We start from the raw sequence: 14,808 nt of genomic DNA, 5'->3' as shown, positions 1-14,808 counted from the left end.
GATGCTCGTGCGGAGCGTGCGCGGGCATCTCATTATTCGCGGCCGACGCGGCCCGTCGCCGGTCGGTGAGGTCCGACGGGGCGCCGGTTCCGGGGGATGCTGCTCCCATGGGATCAGAGGATCATGAGTGGGACGCCACCCTGGCATGGGTGGCCGCGCAACTCCCCGAGGGCCGTTCCGTACGCAACTGGGCTGATCTGCAAGGTGGCTGGACCTCGCGGATGCGCCGGCTGACGCTGGACGACGGCTCGGATCTCGTCCTGCGGTCGTTCGTGCGGCCGTTCTTCCGGCGGCACGCACCCGGGCTGCTGGAGCGTGAGGCCGCGGTCCTCGCGTCGCTCGCGCCGTACGACGGCATCCCCGCGCCGCGTCTGCACGCCGTCGACCCGTCCGCCGAACTCGCCGGTCTGCCGTCGTTGTTGATGTCCCTGCTGCCGGGATCGCCGCGGGTGGAGGAGGACGGGGACCTGGAGGCACGGCTGGACCTGCTCGCCGGGCAGCTCGCGCGGATCCACGCGGTGGTTCCGGAGCGGCGGCCCCGCACGTACCAGCCCTGGACCTCGGCCGAGCGGGTCACCGCGCCGGGTGGTGGGCCGTGGGAGCCGGCGGTGGAGGTGATCCGGCGGGAGGCACCCGCGTACGAAGGGTGCTTTCTGCACCGGGACTTCCATCCCGGGAACGTCCTGTTCGCGGGTACGGGTGGCGGTGCGGACGGTGGTCTGCGGATCAGCGGGGTCGTGGACTGGGTGGAGACCTCGTGGGGGCCGGCGGACCTCGATGTGGCGCACTGCTCGACCGCCGTGGCGTTGTTGTACGGGGCGGAACACGGCCTCGGGTTCCGTGAGCGGTACGAGACCCGAGGCGGGCGCCGGCTGGCCGGGGACCGGGATCACCTGTACTGGCGGCTGCTGGACGCGCTGGCCTACGCACCCGACGCGGAGAAGCTCGCGGTGCCCTGGCGGGAGCTGGGCCGGACGGATCTGACGCCGGAGGTGCTGGGGGCGCGGCTGGAGGCGTACGTGGGCGGGCTGTTGGAGCGGTACGCGTAGGGGATGGGGGTGGAGAGGGGGCGGGGGGCGGGGGGCGTGGTTCGGAGTCCCATTGTCAGTGGGGTCCGGGAGGATGCGGGTGGAGGTCCTGGACCCGATCGCCACTCGGGTCCTCACGTTCTCGCGTCCTCGGAACGGGGACGGGCACGGGGCACGGGTGAAGGCGGTGGACATGGCTGGTGAGCGGCTGCGGTATGTCGCAGTGGCCGAGCGGCGGGTGCGGCTGGGGCTGAGGCAGCGGTTGGCCGGATCCGTACGGGCGGAGAGGCCCGAGGAGGTGGCTGATTCTCTCGTGGCGTTGCACGGCTCGGACCCCGCGACGGTGCCTCTCGCGGTGGGCGCGCGGCTCGCCGATGCGGAGCGGACGGTGTCCGAGACCGAGCGGGCGCTGTACGAGGACCGCTCACTCGTCCGTATGCACGGGATGCGGCACACCGTGTTCGTTTTCCCGGCCGGGCTGACGGCCGTGGTGCATGCCTCGACCGGCCTCACGGTCGCCGCGCGGGAGCGGGCCTCGCTGCTGAAGGACATGGCCGCGGCCGGGGCGCCGGACGCGGCCTGGCTGAAGGAGGTCGAGGAGTCGGCGCTGGCCGCGCTGGCCCGCCGGGGCCAGGCGACCGCGTCCGAACTCGCCGAGGACGAACCGAGGTTGCGGGAGAAGTTCGTGTACGCGGCGGGGAAGAGTTACGAGGGGACGCACACGGTCTCGACGCGGCTGCTGAGGGTGCTGGGGGTGGAGGGCAGGGTCGTGCGGGGGCGACCCCTGGGCTCCTGGACGTCGAGCCAGTTCCGGTGGGCGGTGGCTCCCGCGCACCCCGAGCTGGATGCGGCGCAGGCGCAGGCGTCCCTACTGGAACGGTGGTTGGCGGCCTGCGGCCCGGCGACCGAGGCGGACCTGAAGTGGTGGACGGGGTGGCGTGTCACCGAGGTCCGCCGGGCGCTGGCGGCGATCGGGGCGCGGGCCGTGGCACTGGACGAGGGCACGGGGTATGTGGCTGCCGAGGACGAGGCGCCGGTGTCCGGTCCCGGTGAGTCCTGGGCGGCGCTCCTGCCCGCCCTCGACCCGACGGCGATGGGCTGGCAGCTGCGCGACTGGTATCTCGCCCCCGGACTCCGGCCGGCCCTCTTCGACTACAGCGGCAACGTCGGGCCGACGGTGTGGTGGAACGGCCGGGTGATCGGCGGCTGGGCCCAGCGCTCCGACGGGGAGATCGTCTGGCGGCTGCTCGACACGGAGGGGGTGGGGCGGGAGGCCGAGGAGGCGATCCGGGCGGAGGCCGCGCGGCTGCGGGGGTGGGTGGGTGACACCAGGGTCACCCCGCGCTTCCGGACGCCGTTGGAGAAGGAGTTGGTGTGATCGGGGTGGGGTGGGGTGAGGTGAGGTGGGAGGGGGTGGGGGTTCGGGCTCGTCCGCGGGTGCGGGTCCGGTGGGGCTTCTCGCGCAGTTCCCCGCGCCCCTAAGAGCATCAGGCCCCTGCGGGCCTCAAAGCCACCGGCCCCGCGGGCCTGAAAACCACCGGCCCTGCGGGCCTGAAAGCCCAAGCCCTGCGGGCCTGAAAAGCCACCGGCCCCGCGGGCCTGAAAGACCACCGGCCCCGCGGGCGCGAAAAGCACGGGGCGCAGCCCCTGCTTTTCAGGGGCGCGGGGAACTGCGCGACCAGCCCCCACCGGACCCGCACCCGGCGACGAAGCGAAACCCCACCCCGCCGACACCGACACCGACACCGACACCGACGACCGCCGGGTGCCCCCACAGCAGGGGGCACCCGGCGAACCGGCTCACTTGGAGGCGCACTGCTTCCACGCCAGGTGATAGATCGTGCTGATGTCACCGTCCGTCGAGTCCATGGTCATGAAGCTCGTGCTGCCGGCCGGCGACGACCCCCGGTTGACCCTCAGCTCGGTGTTGATGTTGAAGTTGCGCTCGACCCCACAGGGCGACCACACCAGCTGGGCCCAGTCGGTCTCGTCCGTGGCCTGCCAGTTGTCCTCCTTGGGACCGGTGAACGTGTGGGTCCTGGAGGCCGTGTCCGGCGAGCCCTGGAAGTAGTACGAGGCCTTCTCGACGCCGCTCGCGCCGCGCGCGAGAGAGGCGAAGCCGCGGTAGTCGGCGCTGGCGATGGCGTAGGTGAAGCCACCGGGGACATGGACGATCAGGCTGAGCTGGCAGTTCTTGCGGAACGCGGTGGACGGGGCGCCACCGCCGACCTGTGCGAGGTAGTCGCTGTAGGTCACGGTGAACGCGGTGTTGTCCGCTGAGACGGCGACCGCGGCCGTGCCCTGGGGACAGCCGGAGCCGTTCACCGTGGCGACCTTGATGACGATCTTGTCCGGGGGCGGGTCCTCGAAGGGGGACTCGGCCTGCGCGGGAAGCGCACTGGCGAACAGGGCGGCTACGGCGCCGCCCAGGAGGAGACCACGAACCATGGGGGGGTTCTCCCATCAGAGTCATGCACATGTCAATAGACAAGCGCGAGGACCCCACGGCCTGCGAGAACACCACCCGTGCGGATCGCGGGCTGTGAAGCAGCTGTGAAGACCGAGGGGCGACCGCATCGTATGGACCCCCGACGGGCAGGGCTAGGGCGATCTCCGGCCAACCCTGGCGGCCGGAGATCGCCCCCTTTTTTTCGGCCTAGCGGGTGTAGCGCATCAGCGCCCGGACCATGTGGCACGTGGTGTCCGACGGCGGGTGCACTCCGATGACCTCCGCCGTGCTCCGGATCGTCTCGTTGCGCGCCTGGTTCGGCACGTGGACGCCGGAGTCGAGCAGGGCGATCGCCAGACGCATGGCCTTCAGACGCCGGTTGTGGGTGATGTACCACTCGCGCGGACGGCCGGGCGGCAGGGTGTGCTTCACCACCGGCGCGTAGGGCAGGTCGAGCAGGACGGGGTGCTGGACGGTGGACTGGGTGGGCAGCGGCTTGGACTTCAGTGCGGCAGCGGGCACGGACATCCTCCTGTCGCGGTCTGGGCACCGCCGGAATCCCCCGTCGGCAACCCTCGAACACTGCTTCTATTTTACTACCCCCCACTGACAATCGCCCCTGGCCAGAAGGCATCTGAGGGGTCCTGTGACAGACGTGGAACACGAGTTTTCGGGACCGGTTGGCTACCGTGGGCGGCATGGAGATCTGGATCAATCCCGCCTGTTCCAAGTGCCGCAGCGCGATCAGCCTGCTCGACGCCGAGGGCGCCGACTACACCGTCCGCCGCTACCTGGAGGACGTCCCGAGCGAGGACGAGATCCGCGCCGTACTCGACCGCCTCGGGCTCGAACCGTGGGACATCACCCGCACCCAGGAGGCCGCGGCGAAGGAGCTGGGCCTCAAGGAGTGGGCGCGGGACGCCGGTTCGCGCGACCGGTGGGTGACGGCGCTCGCCGAGCACCCGAAGCTCATCCAGCGGCCGATCATCACCGCCGAGGACGGTACGGCGGTGGTGGCCCGCACGGACGAGGCGGTACGGGACGCTCTGTCCAGGTAGCGGGTGGTTCACGCGACCCGCTCCTCGACCACGGTGTGACGTGCGTTACTTGAGAGTTTGCTGTGACCGTTGAGTAGCTTCGTTCGACATCTCGTACATAGCGGCGTACTCGTCCGATCCGGTGGCCGATCCGAAGGTGCGCCGGGAACAGGAGGCGCGCATGTCGCGTAGGAGAACGCTCGGCACGAAGAAGAAGGTCGCACTGTTCGTGACCGCGGCGGCGATGGCGGGAGGCGGGGCCTTCGCCATGGCGGCCACGTCGAACGCGGCGCAGACCGCGGTGGAGTCCAGTGTCTGTCAGGGCCTGGCCACCGCGCTCGGCAACAACGAGCGGTTCATCGCGGACCAGAAGGCGAAGCCCGACGCCCAGTCGGCGGCGCGGATCGCCAACCGCGAGGCGGTCATCGCTCAGATCAAGGTCCAGCAGGGCGCGTCGGACTGCGTGGTCGGGGAGTCGGCTCAGGGCTCCCAGGCCGCACCGCCGGCGCAGCCCGCCCAGCCGTCCGCGCCGGCCACGGAGACCGGGGGGTCGGCTCAGGACCCCCAGGGCGACGAGGCGGCGGGGAACGCGAGTGGAGTGGGGAACGCCGGCGGCGCGGGTGACACGGGCGACGCCGGGGCCGGCCGGCAGGTCTGCAACGGCTCCACCGTCACCCTCTCCGGCGAGGGCGGCGCCCCGGCGGCGTCCAGCAACCAGTTCCCGGCCGGCACGAAGCTGCGGGTGACCAACCTGGACAACAACAAGTCCACGACCGTCGAGGTCACGTCGGTCTCGGGCAGTTGCGCCCTCCTGAACAACGCCGCCTTCGAACAGGTCCGGGAACCCGGCAAGTTCCTGATCCGCCGCGCGCTGATCGAGCAGGTGGGGTGAGACCGGCCCGGGACCGCGGAGCACCGAGGTACGGAGCGGGCCCCCTCGTGACGGTGAGGTGACGGAGGGCGGCCGAGGTCCGGGGAGGCCGGCCATCGCGCGCAGCGGTGGCCGGCCTCGTACATGCGGACGACCTGCGCGTCCGCCGGGGAGTGAGTCGTGCCACAGCGACACCCGGTAACACGGGGTTCACATTCGAGCAACGGCCGGGAAATCGCGCGTTGACAGGCTGCGCGGCATCAGCGGCGTTTCAGTGCCGCAGCGCCGCAGCACCCGCACATGCGCCTAGTGACCCACCCCGAAGGATGTGTCCCGTGACCTTCAAGGCTGAGTACATCTGGATCGACGGCACCGAGCCGACGGCCAAGCTCCGCTCGAAGACGAAGATCTTCGCCGACGACGCCAAGGGTGCGGAGCTGCCGATCTGGGGCTTCGACGGGTCCTCCACCAACCAGGCCGAGGGGCACTCCTCGGACCGCGTGCTCCAGCCGGTCTTCTCCTGCCCGGACCCGATCCGCGGCGGCGACGACATCCTCGTGCTCTGCGAGGTCCTGAACATCGACATGACGCCGCACGAGTCCAACACGCGTGCCGCGCTGCGCGAGGTGGCCGAGAAGTTCGCCGCCCAGGAGCCGATCTTCGGCATCGAGCAGGAGTACACCTTCTTCGACGGCGAGCGCCCGCTCGGCTTCCCCAAGGGCGGCTTCCCGGCCCCCCAGGGCGGCTACTACTGCGGTGTCGGCGCCGACGAGATCTTCGGCCGTGACATCGTCGAGGCCCACCTGGAGAACTGCCTGGACGCCGGTCTCGCCATCTCCGGCATCAACGCCGAGGTCATGCCCGGCCAGTGGGAGTTCCAGGTCGGCCCGGTCGGCCCGCTGGAGGTCGCCGACCACCTGTGGGTGGCCCGCTGGCTGCTCTACCGCACCGCCGAGGACTTCGACGTCTCCGCGACGCTGGACCCGAAGCCCGTCAAGGGCGACTGGAACGGCGCCGGCGCGCACACCAACTTCTCCACGAAGGCGATGCGCGAGGGCTACGACGCGATCATCACCGCGTGCGAGTCGCTGGGCGAGGGCTCGAAGCCACTCGACCACGTCAAGAACTACGGCGCCGGCATCGACGACCGTCTGACCGGTCTGCACGAGACCGCCCCGTGGAACGAGTACTCCTACGGTGTCTCCAACCGTGGCGCCTCGGTCCGTATCCCCTGGCAGGTCGAGAAGGACGGCAAGGGCTACATCGAGGACCGCCGCCCGAACGCCAACGTCGACCCGTACGTCGTGACGCGACTGATCGTCGACACCTGCTGCACCGCGCTCGACAAGGCCGGCCAGGTCTGATCCACCCCGGGGCTCCGCGAGCCCGCGCTGTCCGAGAGGGCGTCCACCGGTCCGGTGGGCGCCCTTCGGCGTCACCGCGCGCGCCGGAGCGGACCGGCGCGCGCGGAGGTGATGTCAAAGAAGCGTCCAAGCAGTGAGAGGAGACTGATGCGACGGGCGTGTGTCTGCTTCAATGAACCCATGGCCGGCTTCCAGAACCCACGCGCGACGGGTCGTCATGACCTGGAGCCCTTCTGGCCTTCCCGTCAGCACCACGACTTCGACCGGGTGTGTTGCCGCGCGACGAACGCGCCGGCCCTCTAAAGCCGTACACCCCGGCCTTCGGTCGGCGCGGAACGACGTACGCCCCTCGGCGGGACCGATCACGAACTCGGTCGCCGAGGTCTCCCGGACGATCCTCCCGCGCGAAAGAGCTGACCTCTCATGGCGAACACCCGTTCTCTGTCGACCGCCGCCCCGCTGACCTCCGCGTCGGCCCCCGCGCCCGTCGCCGTCCCCTCGCCCGGCGCCTCCCCCCGGCACCGGCTGCGTGCCGTGGGCCGGGACGAGGTCGTGGACATCACGGACTTCCTGCCGCCGGGCGCCACCTGGCTGCCCGCACCCCAGCACACCCTGCCCACCCTGCCCGGCCGGCCCCCGATGGTCGGCTACCTGGTGCTCCTGCCGGCCGACCAGCAGCCGCCGGCGGCGCCGTTCGCGGTCCCGGACGAGCCGCCCCTCGACCAGGCCGGGGCACCCGCCGGTGCCGGTTCCGCCGGGTCGGCGGAGCTGGTCCGGGTCGACACCGTGCAGCGCACGGCCGAGGTCGGCGGGCGTCCGCTCGACCTCACCTACCTGGAGTTCGAGCTGCTCGCCCACCTCGTCGCGCACCCCCACCGGGTGCACACCCGCGACCAGTTGGTGACGACGGTGTGGGGCTACGGACACGTGGGCGACGGGCGGACGGTCGACGTCCACATCGCCCGGCTGCGCCGCAAGCTCGGCGCGGAGTTCCGTCAGGCGATCCAGACGGTACGGCGCGTCGGGTACAAGTACACGCCGCCGCTGGGTGGTTGACGAATCTCCTGAGAGCAGATTCCCGTTCCGTAGCGGCCGCCCGGCGGGCAGAGTCTGCGGCATGAGACTTCTGATGCTGGGTGGTACGGAGTTCGTGGGCCGCGCCGTCGTGGAGTCGGCGTCGGCCCGCGGCTGGGAGGTGACCGTCTTCCACCGGGGACGGCACGCACCTCCGGCCGGGGTGCGGTCGTTGCTGGGCGACCGCACCGCACCGGACGGGCTCGCGGCACTGGCCGACGCCTGCGCCGCGGCCTCCGCGGCCGACGGCGGGTGGGACGTCATCGTCGACACCTGGTCAGCCGCGCCGCGAGCCGTCCGGGACACCGCGCGTCTGCTGTCCGGCGTGGCCGACCGGTATGTGTACGTGTCGAGTTGCTCGGTGTACGCCTGGCCGCCGGCCCCCGGCTACGACGAGTCGGCACCTCTGGTGGACGGCGCGTCGGCGGACGCCGACGGGACGGACTACGCCCGCGACAAGCGGGGCGGGGAGCTGGCCGCGGTCGAGGCGTTCGGCGCCGACCGCTCGCTCCTCGTGCGCTGCGGTCTGATCCTCGGGCCGTACGAGAACATCGGCCGGCTGCCCTGGTGGCTCACCCGTGTCGCCCGGGGTGGCCCGGTCCTGGCGCCCGGCCCCCGCGATCTCCCCCTGCAGTACGTCGACGTCCGTGATCTCGCCGCCTGGATCCTCGGCGCCGCGGAACGGGGAGCGAGCGGCGCGTACAACCTGATCGGCCCCACCGGTACGGCCACCATGGGCGAACTGCTCGACGCGTGCGTAAGGGCGACCGGCGGTAGGGCCGAACTCCGCTGGACGGCACCGGAGTTGATCCTGGAGGCCGGGGTCGAGCCATGGACGCAGCTGCCGGTGTGGGTGCCCGAGGACAGCGACCTGCACGGCGCGCTGCACCGGGCGGACGTGTCCCGCGCCGTACGGGACGGGCTCCACTGCCGGACCGTGGAGGAGACCGTCCGGGACACCTGGGAGTGGCTGACGGAACTCGGCGGAGTCGCGCCGCACCGGCCGGACCGGCCGGCGGTCGGACTGGACGCGTCGGTGGAGGCGCGGCTGCTGGGGCTCCGGCCGGGCGAAACGGCACGATGACGGCGGTTCTCGCGCATCCCGGCCGGAGTCGCCGAAACACCCCCTTCGCGGGCCCCTTCGGGGCCGCTCATCATGTACACGCCGTAGGGGATCGACAACTCCCGGTGCCGTGCGGGGTGTTGAAACCAGTTTGTCCCACGAATCTCTCATCAATTTCTGAGTCGCCTGAACACTCCTGGGAATCAGCGCGTACTTGATGGAGCCGCTTCACTCCTGTCGGGCGCCTCGATAGCCCCGCAAGGAAGTCAGAGGAGTTCCATGGGACGCAACACACGCAAACGACGTTCGCCGCTGGCCGTTCGGGCCATTGCCGCATCCGCGGCGCTCGCGGTCGCGGGCGGCGGCCTGGTCTGGGCGAACTTCTACGCCTCAGCGGGCGAGTCGAAGTCCAAGCCCAACGCGACGCTGGCCTCCGCCCAGGTGGCCACCATCGCCTGCCCGGACGTCGGCCAGAAGCTGACGAACGTGCCGACCAAGGCGCGCGCGGGTGTCGCCAAGGAGCTGGCGCTGCTGGACCGGCAGATCACCGAGGCGTACAAGCGCCTGGCTGACACGCGCCAGGCGCAGGCGGGCGACGCCAACTTCGTCAACAACGCCATTCTCAACCCGCTGAAGTCGAAGCGGACGGCCACCATCGACCGGATCGGCATCAACATCCGGCGCGTGGGCGGCCAGGCTCCGCAGGGGCTGCAGCAGCTCGCGGCCTGCCAGGGCAAGGGTGACCAGGCTCAGACCAACGCCGGCGGGGGCCAGGGTCAGAACCAGGGTGGCCAGAACCAGGGCCAGAACAACGGCGGCCAGGGTCAGAACCAGGGCGGTCAGAACCAGGGCCAGAACAACGGCGGCCAGGGTCAGAACCAGGGCGGCCAGAACCAGGGCGGCCAGAACAACGGCGGTCAGGGCCAGGGCCAGGGTGGCAACGGCCAGGGCGGCAACGGCCCGGTCGCCGGCGACTTCATCAACATCAACCAGGTCCAGCCCAACGGCGGCCCCAAGGGCGTGAACGGCAACGGTCTCGCCGCCAACGGCAACGGTGGCTCGCGGGGCAGCTTCACCACGAGCTGTGGCGTCAACAAGAACGAGCTGCGCAACTCGGACAACGTGATCGTCGCCCCGGGTGTCAGCAACGGCGCCCAGCACCAGCACGACTACGTGGGCAACCAGAGCAACAACGCCTTCGCGAGCGACCAGCAGCTGGCCAACGCGCAGACGTCCTGCCAGAACCAGGGCGACAAGTCGTCGTACTTCTGGCCGGTCATCCGCATCCAGGACGGCTCGAACGACATCGACGCCAACAAGCCCGGCGGTGGCGCGGACAAGAACGTCGGCAAGATCGTCGAGCCGAGCCAGGCCCAGCTGAAGTTCGTCGGCAACAAGCGTGGCAACGTCGTCGCGATGCCGCAGGCCCTGCGCATCATCACCGGTGACGCCAAGGCCTTCGTGAACGGCCTGGGCAACGCCAACACGAACTGGAGCTGCACCGGCTTCGAGGACCGTGTGGTGACGGACAAGTACCCGATCTGCCCGCAGGGCAGCTCCGTGGTGCGGACGTCCTTCTTCCAGAGCTGCTGGGACGGCAAGAACATCGACAGCGCCAACCACCGCACCCACGTGAGCTTCGTCAAGGGTGACGGCAGCTGCGCCAACGGCTTCCAGGCCATCCCCCAGCTCCAGGTCCGCCTGGTCTACAACGTCCCGGCCCCGCAGATCCAGAACGGCCAGGTCGTGAAGCCCTACGCGGTCGACTCCTTCCCGGAGAACCTGCACAAGCCGATCACCGACCACAACGACTTCATCAACTTCTTCAACCAGCAGACGATGAACAAGATGGTCCAGTGCATCAACAACGGCCAGAACTGCAAGTAGTGCCCGAGCGCTTCTGAGCCACGGACGAGAGCCGGCGGTGGGAGATCCCACCGCCGGCTCTCGCATGTCCCGGATCCCCCGGCTCGCCCGGATCACACCGGACCGCCGCGCGCGCGTCGGCGCGCATACGCGTGTGCCCCGTCCCCGGAGTTCCGGGACGGGGCACACGGCTCAGCGGCTCAGTGGCTCAGCGGCTTAGCGGCTCAGTGGCTCAGCGACTCATCCGCTGTGACTGCCGTCGTTGTGGCTGCCGCCGGGGTTCATGTGCTCGGACCCCTCCTGCATCTCCCCGCCGAGGGTGCCCTGCAGTCCGCCCACCGTCTTCTTCGGGCCGACGGCGACCCACTTGCGGCCGACCAGGTAGTAGCCGCCGTAGTCCTTGGCGCCGGCGAGCCATTCCGCCTGGCCCCGGTCGGTGGCGAAGGTCGCGAGGACGAACTTGCCGTCGAAGTCGCCGTCCTTGTTCGTGCACAGGGCCTGGCGGATGGTGTCCGCGTCCGTCTGCATGTCCGGCTTGCAGCCCACCTCGCCCGCGATGTGCTCCAGCGTCCCCGTCGCCGTCTTCGGGACGGCGGCCTCCGCGTCGTCGGCCCCACCGCAGCCGGTCAGCGCCAGCAGCGCGACGACCGCGCCCGCCGCGGCCCCCGCAAGCCTCTTCCTCGTCAAACTCATCCGTACCCTCCGGGTCCGTTCAGGCGACATGAACGCGCCAGCTCCGTGCGCACCGTTGTTGACGGACGGTCGCCCCGTTAGCGTGCCGCCCCTGTCGACACAGGGGGCACACAGACATGAACGGTCCGTCGCGACGTACGGTGCTGGGCTCGGCCGGTGTCCTCGGCCTCGGGACCCACCTGCGGTGGTCGGCCCCGGCCCACGCCGCGGAGAGCCCTGGCGAGGGCCCCGCCTTCGATACGGCTCCCGCGCGCTCGGCGCTCAATCGGCTGCTGCCCGGCCATGCCGGACAGTTCCGGATCAGTCTGCTCGACCGGAGCGGCACCGTCGACCGGTTCCTCGTCACAGGCACCAAGGGGGACATCCGGGTCCGGGCCACCACACCGGCCACAGCGCTCATGGGCGTCCACTGGTACCTGAAGTACGTCTGCGGGGCCCATCTCGCCTGGAACGGCGGCCAGCTGGACCTGCCGAGCCGCCTCCCCGCCCCAGCCCGCCCCCTGGAGGGCTCCACCGCCCTCCCCCACCGCTTCGCCCTGAACGACACCAACGACGGCTACACCGCCCCGTACGCGGACTGGCCGTACTGGGAACACCAGATCGACCTCCTGGCGGCGCACGGCTGCAACGAGGTGTTGGTCACCGCGGGGACGGAGGCCGTCTACCACCGGCTGCTGAAGGACTTCGGCTACTCCGACGAGGAGTCCCGCGCCTGGCTCCCCGCCCCCTCCCACCAGCCGTGGTGGCTGCTGCAGAACCTCTCCGGGTACGGCGGCCCGCTCTCCCCCGCGCTGATCGCCCGCCGGGCCGCACTCGGCCGCCGCATCGCCGACCGGCTGCGCGAGCTGGGCATGTCCCCCGTGCTCCCCGGCTACTACGGGCACGTGCCCCGGCAGTTCGTCGAACGCAACGGCGGGGACGCGCACGTCGTCCCGCAGGGCGTCTGGCACGGCTTCGAACGCCCCGACTGGCTCGATCCGCGCACCGACTCCTTCGCCCGGGTCGCCGCCTCCTTCTACGGTCATACGCGGGACGTGTTCGGTGCGGCGGCGCACTTCAAGATGGACCTCCTGCACGAGGGCGGCGCGGCGGGCGACGTCCCCGTCCCGGACGCGGCGCGGGGTGTCGAACGCGCCCTGCACAAGGCCCACCCGGGCGCCACCTGGGTGATCCTCGGCTGGCAGGAGAACCCGCTGCCGGAGCTGCTGGACGCCGTCGACCGGTCGAGGATGCTGATCGTGGACGGCGTCTCCGACCGCTACGCCGGTGTCACCGACCGCGAACGCGACTGGGGCGGCACCCCGTACTGCTTCGGCACGATCCCCAACTTCGGCGGCCGGACGACCATCGGGGCCCGCGCGCATCTGTGGAACGACAAGTTCTTCGCCTGGCGGGACAAGCCCGGCAGCGCGCTCGTGGGCACGGCGTACCTGCCGGAGGCCACCGACCGCGACCCGGCGGCCTTCGAACTCTTCTCCGAACTGGCCTGGACGCCGGGGAAGATCGACCGGGCCGCATGGTTCTCCGCGTACGCCGACTTCCGCTACGGCGGACGCGACGAGGCGGCGCGCGCGGCCTGGCGGGCGCTGCACGACACCGCGTACCAGCAGCGGGCCGTGGAGCGGAGCGATCCGCACGACTCGCTGTTCTGCGCCCGCCCGGACCTCGCCGCGGACCGCGCCGCCGCGTACGCCCCGCGCACTCTGACCTACGACCCCGGCCGCTTCGACGCGGCGCTCGCCGGACTGCTGGACGTGGCGGCCGGGCGGCGCCGCAGCCCGGCGTACCGGTACGACGTGGTGGACGTGGCGCGGCAGGCGCTCGCGCACCGGAGCCGTCAGTACCTGCCCCAGCTGCGGGCGGCCCACCGGCGGGGTGACCTCGCCACGTTCCGCGCACTGGCCACGCTCTGGCTGCGGCTGATGCGGCTGTCCGACGAGGTCACGGGGACGAACGCCGGGTTCCTGCTGGGCCCGTGGGTGAACGACGCGCTGCTGATGGGGACGGACGACGCCGAGCGGGCCGAGTTCGAGCGGACCGCGAAGGTCCTGATCACGGTGTGGGGCGGGCGGGCCACCTCCGACGCGGGGGATCTGCACGAGTACGGCAACCGGGAGTGGAGCGGCCTCATGGCCGACTTCTACGTCCCGCGCTGGCAGAAGTGGCTCGATGCCCTGGAGGACGCGCTCGTCACGGGGACCTCCCCGGCGCCGGTGGACTGGTTCGCGTTCGAGGAGCCGTGGACCCGGGAGCGCAAGGACTATCCGCTGCGGCCGGTCGGCGACGCGTACCGGACGGCGGCGCGGGTGCGGGACGTACTCGCGCGGGCGCCGTACCAGGGGACGCTGACCGTCACCGCGGAGCCGCCGGTGCTGCCGCCCGGCGGGAGCGCGCGGCTGTCGGCGGTCCTGCGCAACGTCAACGGGCTGCGGGCCACCGGGCGGGTCGACTTCACGCTCGGCGGCTTCGCCGGCACGGCCGAGCCGGAGGGGCCGACCGCGCTGCCGGGCATCGCGGCGGCCGGGTCGGGGACGGTGCGCTGGCGCGCGGACGCGCCGGGCACCCCGCTCGACCGGCCGCTGAGGCCGCTGCCCTACACGGTGACGGCGGTGTACGGCCCCCGGGGCGAGGACCGGGTCGAGGGGCGCTTCGACGGGACGCTCTTCGAGGCGGGGGCGCTGGAGGCCGGGTGGCGTACCTACACCAGTAACGGGGCGGTCTTCGGACAGCTCGGGGGCCGGTTCGCGATCGACGGGGCGGGGGCGGACCTGTGGCGGGGGACGTCGGAGTTCGGCACGGCCTACCGGGCGGGGGCGCTGCGGGACGGTACGTCCGTGACGCTCCGGGTCGACTCCCAGGCGGCGACCGGGAACTGGGCGCGGGCGGGCATCGTGGTCCGCAACGGCCTCGGTACGGCCGGGTCGGCGGGGTTCCTGAACCTGGCGGTCACTCCCGCCGCCGGGGTGGTGCTGTCCTACGACTCCTCGGGGGACGGGACGCTCGACACGTACCGGCGGATCACGGGGCTCCGGGCGCCGGTGGTGCTGCGGCTGAGCCGGGTGGGGGTGGGGGCGTACGTCGGCGAGTGCTCCGTCGACGAGGGGGCGACCTGGCGGGCGGTGGCGTCCGTGAGCGTGCCGGGGGCGGCGAGCGGGGGCCAGGACGTGGGGTTCTTCATGAGCGCGGCGAACGGGGGGAGCGGGGTGCGGGGCCTGGTGGAGTTCAGCGGGTGGTCGCTGACGTAGGGGTGCGTTCTTCGGCTGCGGGCGAGTGGGGCTTCTCGCGCAGTTCCCCGCGCCCCTGAAAAGCCGGGGCTACGCCCCGAGCTTTTCAGTCCCGCAGGGGCCTGATGTTTTTAGGGGC

At 71.6% G+C, this 14,808-nt stretch carries 12 protein-coding genes; 9 read left to right on the top strand and 3 right to left on the bottom strand.

The window, feature by feature from the left end:
• Positions 1-107 precede the first annotated feature (107 nt).
• A complete protein-coding gene (locus PYR72_RS35075; protein WP_275459033.1) occupies positions 108-1,049 on the top strand; it encodes an aminoglycoside phosphotransferase family protein in 942 nt (313 codons plus the stop codon).
• Positions 1,050-1,221: 172 nt separating this feature from the next.
• Positions 1,222-2,406, top strand: a complete 1,185-nt coding sequence (locus tag PYR72_RS35070; protein WP_275459032.1) for a winged helix DNA-binding domain-containing protein — start codon at positions 1,222-1,224, stop codon at positions 2,404-2,406.
• Positions 2,407-2,828: 422 nt separating this feature from the next.
• On the opposite strand, the gene PYR72_RS35065 is transcribed toward PYR72_RS35070, so the two are convergent.
• Together PYR72_RS35065 and PYR72_RS35060 are read right to left on the bottom strand one after the other, a co-directional pair.
• On the bottom strand, positions 2,829-3,476 hold the full coding sequence (locus tag PYR72_RS35065) for a DUF4360 domain-containing protein (protein WP_275459031.1): 648 nt from the start codon (positions 3,474-3,476) through the stop codon (positions 2,829-2,831).
• A gap of 208 nt (positions 3,477-3,684) precedes the next feature.
• Entirely contained in the window at positions 3,685-3,999 is a 315-nt protein-coding gene (locus PYR72_RS35060; RefSeq protein ID WP_037728323.1) for a hypothetical protein, read from the bottom strand.
• A 176-nt stretch (positions 4,000-4,175) separates the two neighbouring features.
• Between PYR72_RS35060 and PYR72_RS35055 the strand changes: the two genes are divergently transcribed.
• The 6 genes from PYR72_RS35055 to PYR72_RS35030 all read left to right on the top strand — a co-directional run bounded on the left by PYR72_RS35055 (position 4,176) and on the right by PYR72_RS35030 (position 10,773).
• The gene (locus PYR72_RS35055; RefSeq protein WP_275459030.1) at positions 4,176-4,535 is read left to right on the top strand and encodes an arsenate reductase family protein; all 360 of its coding nucleotides are present in this window, start codon (positions 4,176-4,178) and stop codon (positions 4,533-4,535) included.
• Positions 4,536-4,695: 160 nt separating this feature from the next.
• The gene (locus PYR72_RS35050; RefSeq protein ID WP_275459029.1) at positions 4,696-5,406 is read left to right on the top strand and encodes a hypothetical protein; all 711 of its coding nucleotides are present in this window, start codon (positions 4,696-4,698) and stop codon (positions 5,404-5,406) included.
• 314 nt (positions 5,407-5,720) lie between these two features.
• The gene (gene glnII, locus PYR72_RS35045; protein ID WP_275459028.1) at positions 5,721-6,749 is read left to right on the top strand and encodes a glutamine synthetase; all 1,029 of its coding nucleotides are present in this window, start codon (positions 5,721-5,723) and stop codon (positions 6,747-6,749) included.
• Positions 6,750-7,172: 423 nt separating this feature from the next.
• The gene (locus tag PYR72_RS35040; protein ID WP_275459027.1) at positions 7,173-7,805 is read left to right on the top strand and encodes a winged helix-turn-helix domain-containing protein; all 633 of its coding nucleotides are present in this window, start codon (positions 7,173-7,175) and stop codon (positions 7,803-7,805) included.
• A 61-nt stretch (positions 7,806-7,866) separates the two neighbouring features.
• Entirely contained in the window at positions 7,867-8,907 is a 1,041-nt protein-coding gene (locus tag PYR72_RS35035) for an NAD-dependent epimerase/dehydratase family protein (RefSeq protein WP_275459026.1), read from the top strand.
• A 258-nt stretch (positions 8,908-9,165) separates the two neighbouring features.
• Positions 9,166-10,773: a DUF1996 domain-containing protein gene (locus PYR72_RS35030; RefSeq protein WP_275459025.1), complete on the top strand. Its 1,608-nt coding sequence runs from the start codon at positions 9,166-9,168 to the stop codon at positions 10,771-10,773.
• A gap of 219 nt (positions 10,774-10,992) precedes the next feature.
• On the opposite strand, the gene PYR72_RS35025 is transcribed toward PYR72_RS35030, so the two are convergent.
• The gene (locus tag PYR72_RS35025) at positions 10,993-11,445 is read right to left on the bottom strand and encodes a hypothetical protein (RefSeq protein WP_275459024.1); all 453 of its coding nucleotides are present in this window, start codon (positions 11,443-11,445) and stop codon (positions 10,993-10,995) included.
• Between the two features lie 116 nt (positions 11,446-11,561).
• Here PYR72_RS35025 and PYR72_RS35020 point away from each other — a divergent pair, with 116 nt between their 5' ends.
• Positions 11,562-14,690, top strand: coding sequence for an alpha-N-acetylglucosaminidase (locus PYR72_RS35020; RefSeq protein WP_275459023.1), 3,129 nt, complete (start codon positions 11,562-11,564; stop codon positions 14,688-14,690).
• The last annotated feature ends 118 nt before the right edge of the window (positions 14,691-14,808 follow it).

This window comes from Streptomyces sp. VNUA24, from assembly GCF_029167005.1.
Classification (GTDB): domain Bacteria; phylum Actinomycetota; class Actinomycetes; order Streptomycetales; family Streptomycetaceae; genus Streptomyces; species Streptomyces scabiei.
Note: the sequence above shows the minus strand (reverse complement) of the source record. Positions and strands in the feature narration are given on the sequence as shown.

Coding starts and splice junctions, on each gene's coding strand:
- PYR72_RS35075 (WP_275459033.1), top strand. CDS start 108: ATGGGATCAGAGGATCATGAGTGGGACGCCACCCTGGCATGGGTGGCC.
- PYR72_RS35040 (WP_275459027.1), top strand. CDS start 7,173: ATGGCGAACACCCGTTCTCTGTCGACCGCCGCCCCGCTGACCTCCGCG.
- PYR72_RS35035 (WP_275459026.1), top strand. CDS start 7,867: ATGAGACTTCTGATGCTGGGTGGTACGGAGTTCGTGGGCCGCGCCGTC.
- PYR72_RS35025 (WP_275459024.1), bottom strand. CDS start 11,445: ATGAGTTTGACGAGGAAGAGGCTTGCGGGGGCCGCGGCGGGCGCGGTC.
- PYR72_RS35030 (WP_275459025.1), top strand. CDS start 9,166: ATGGGACGCAACACACGCAAACGACGTTCGCCGCTGGCCGTTCGGGCC.
- PYR72_RS35055 (WP_275459030.1), top strand. CDS start 4,176: ATGGAGATCTGGATCAATCCCGCCTGTTCCAAGTGCCGCAGCGCGATC.
- PYR72_RS35065 (WP_275459031.1), bottom strand. CDS start 3,476: ATGGTTCGTGGTCTCCTCCTGGGCGGCGCCGTAGCCGCCCTGTTCGCC.
- PYR72_RS35020 (WP_275459023.1), top strand. CDS start 11,562: ATGAACGGTCCGTCGCGACGTACGGTGCTGGGCTCGGCCGGTGTCCTC.
- PYR72_RS35070 (WP_275459032.1), top strand. CDS start 1,222: ATGGCTGGTGAGCGGCTGCGGTATGTCGCAGTGGCCGAGCGGCGGGTG.
- PYR72_RS35050 (WP_275459029.1), top strand. CDS start 4,696: ATGTCGCGTAGGAGAACGCTCGGCACGAAGAAGAAGGTCGCACTGTTC.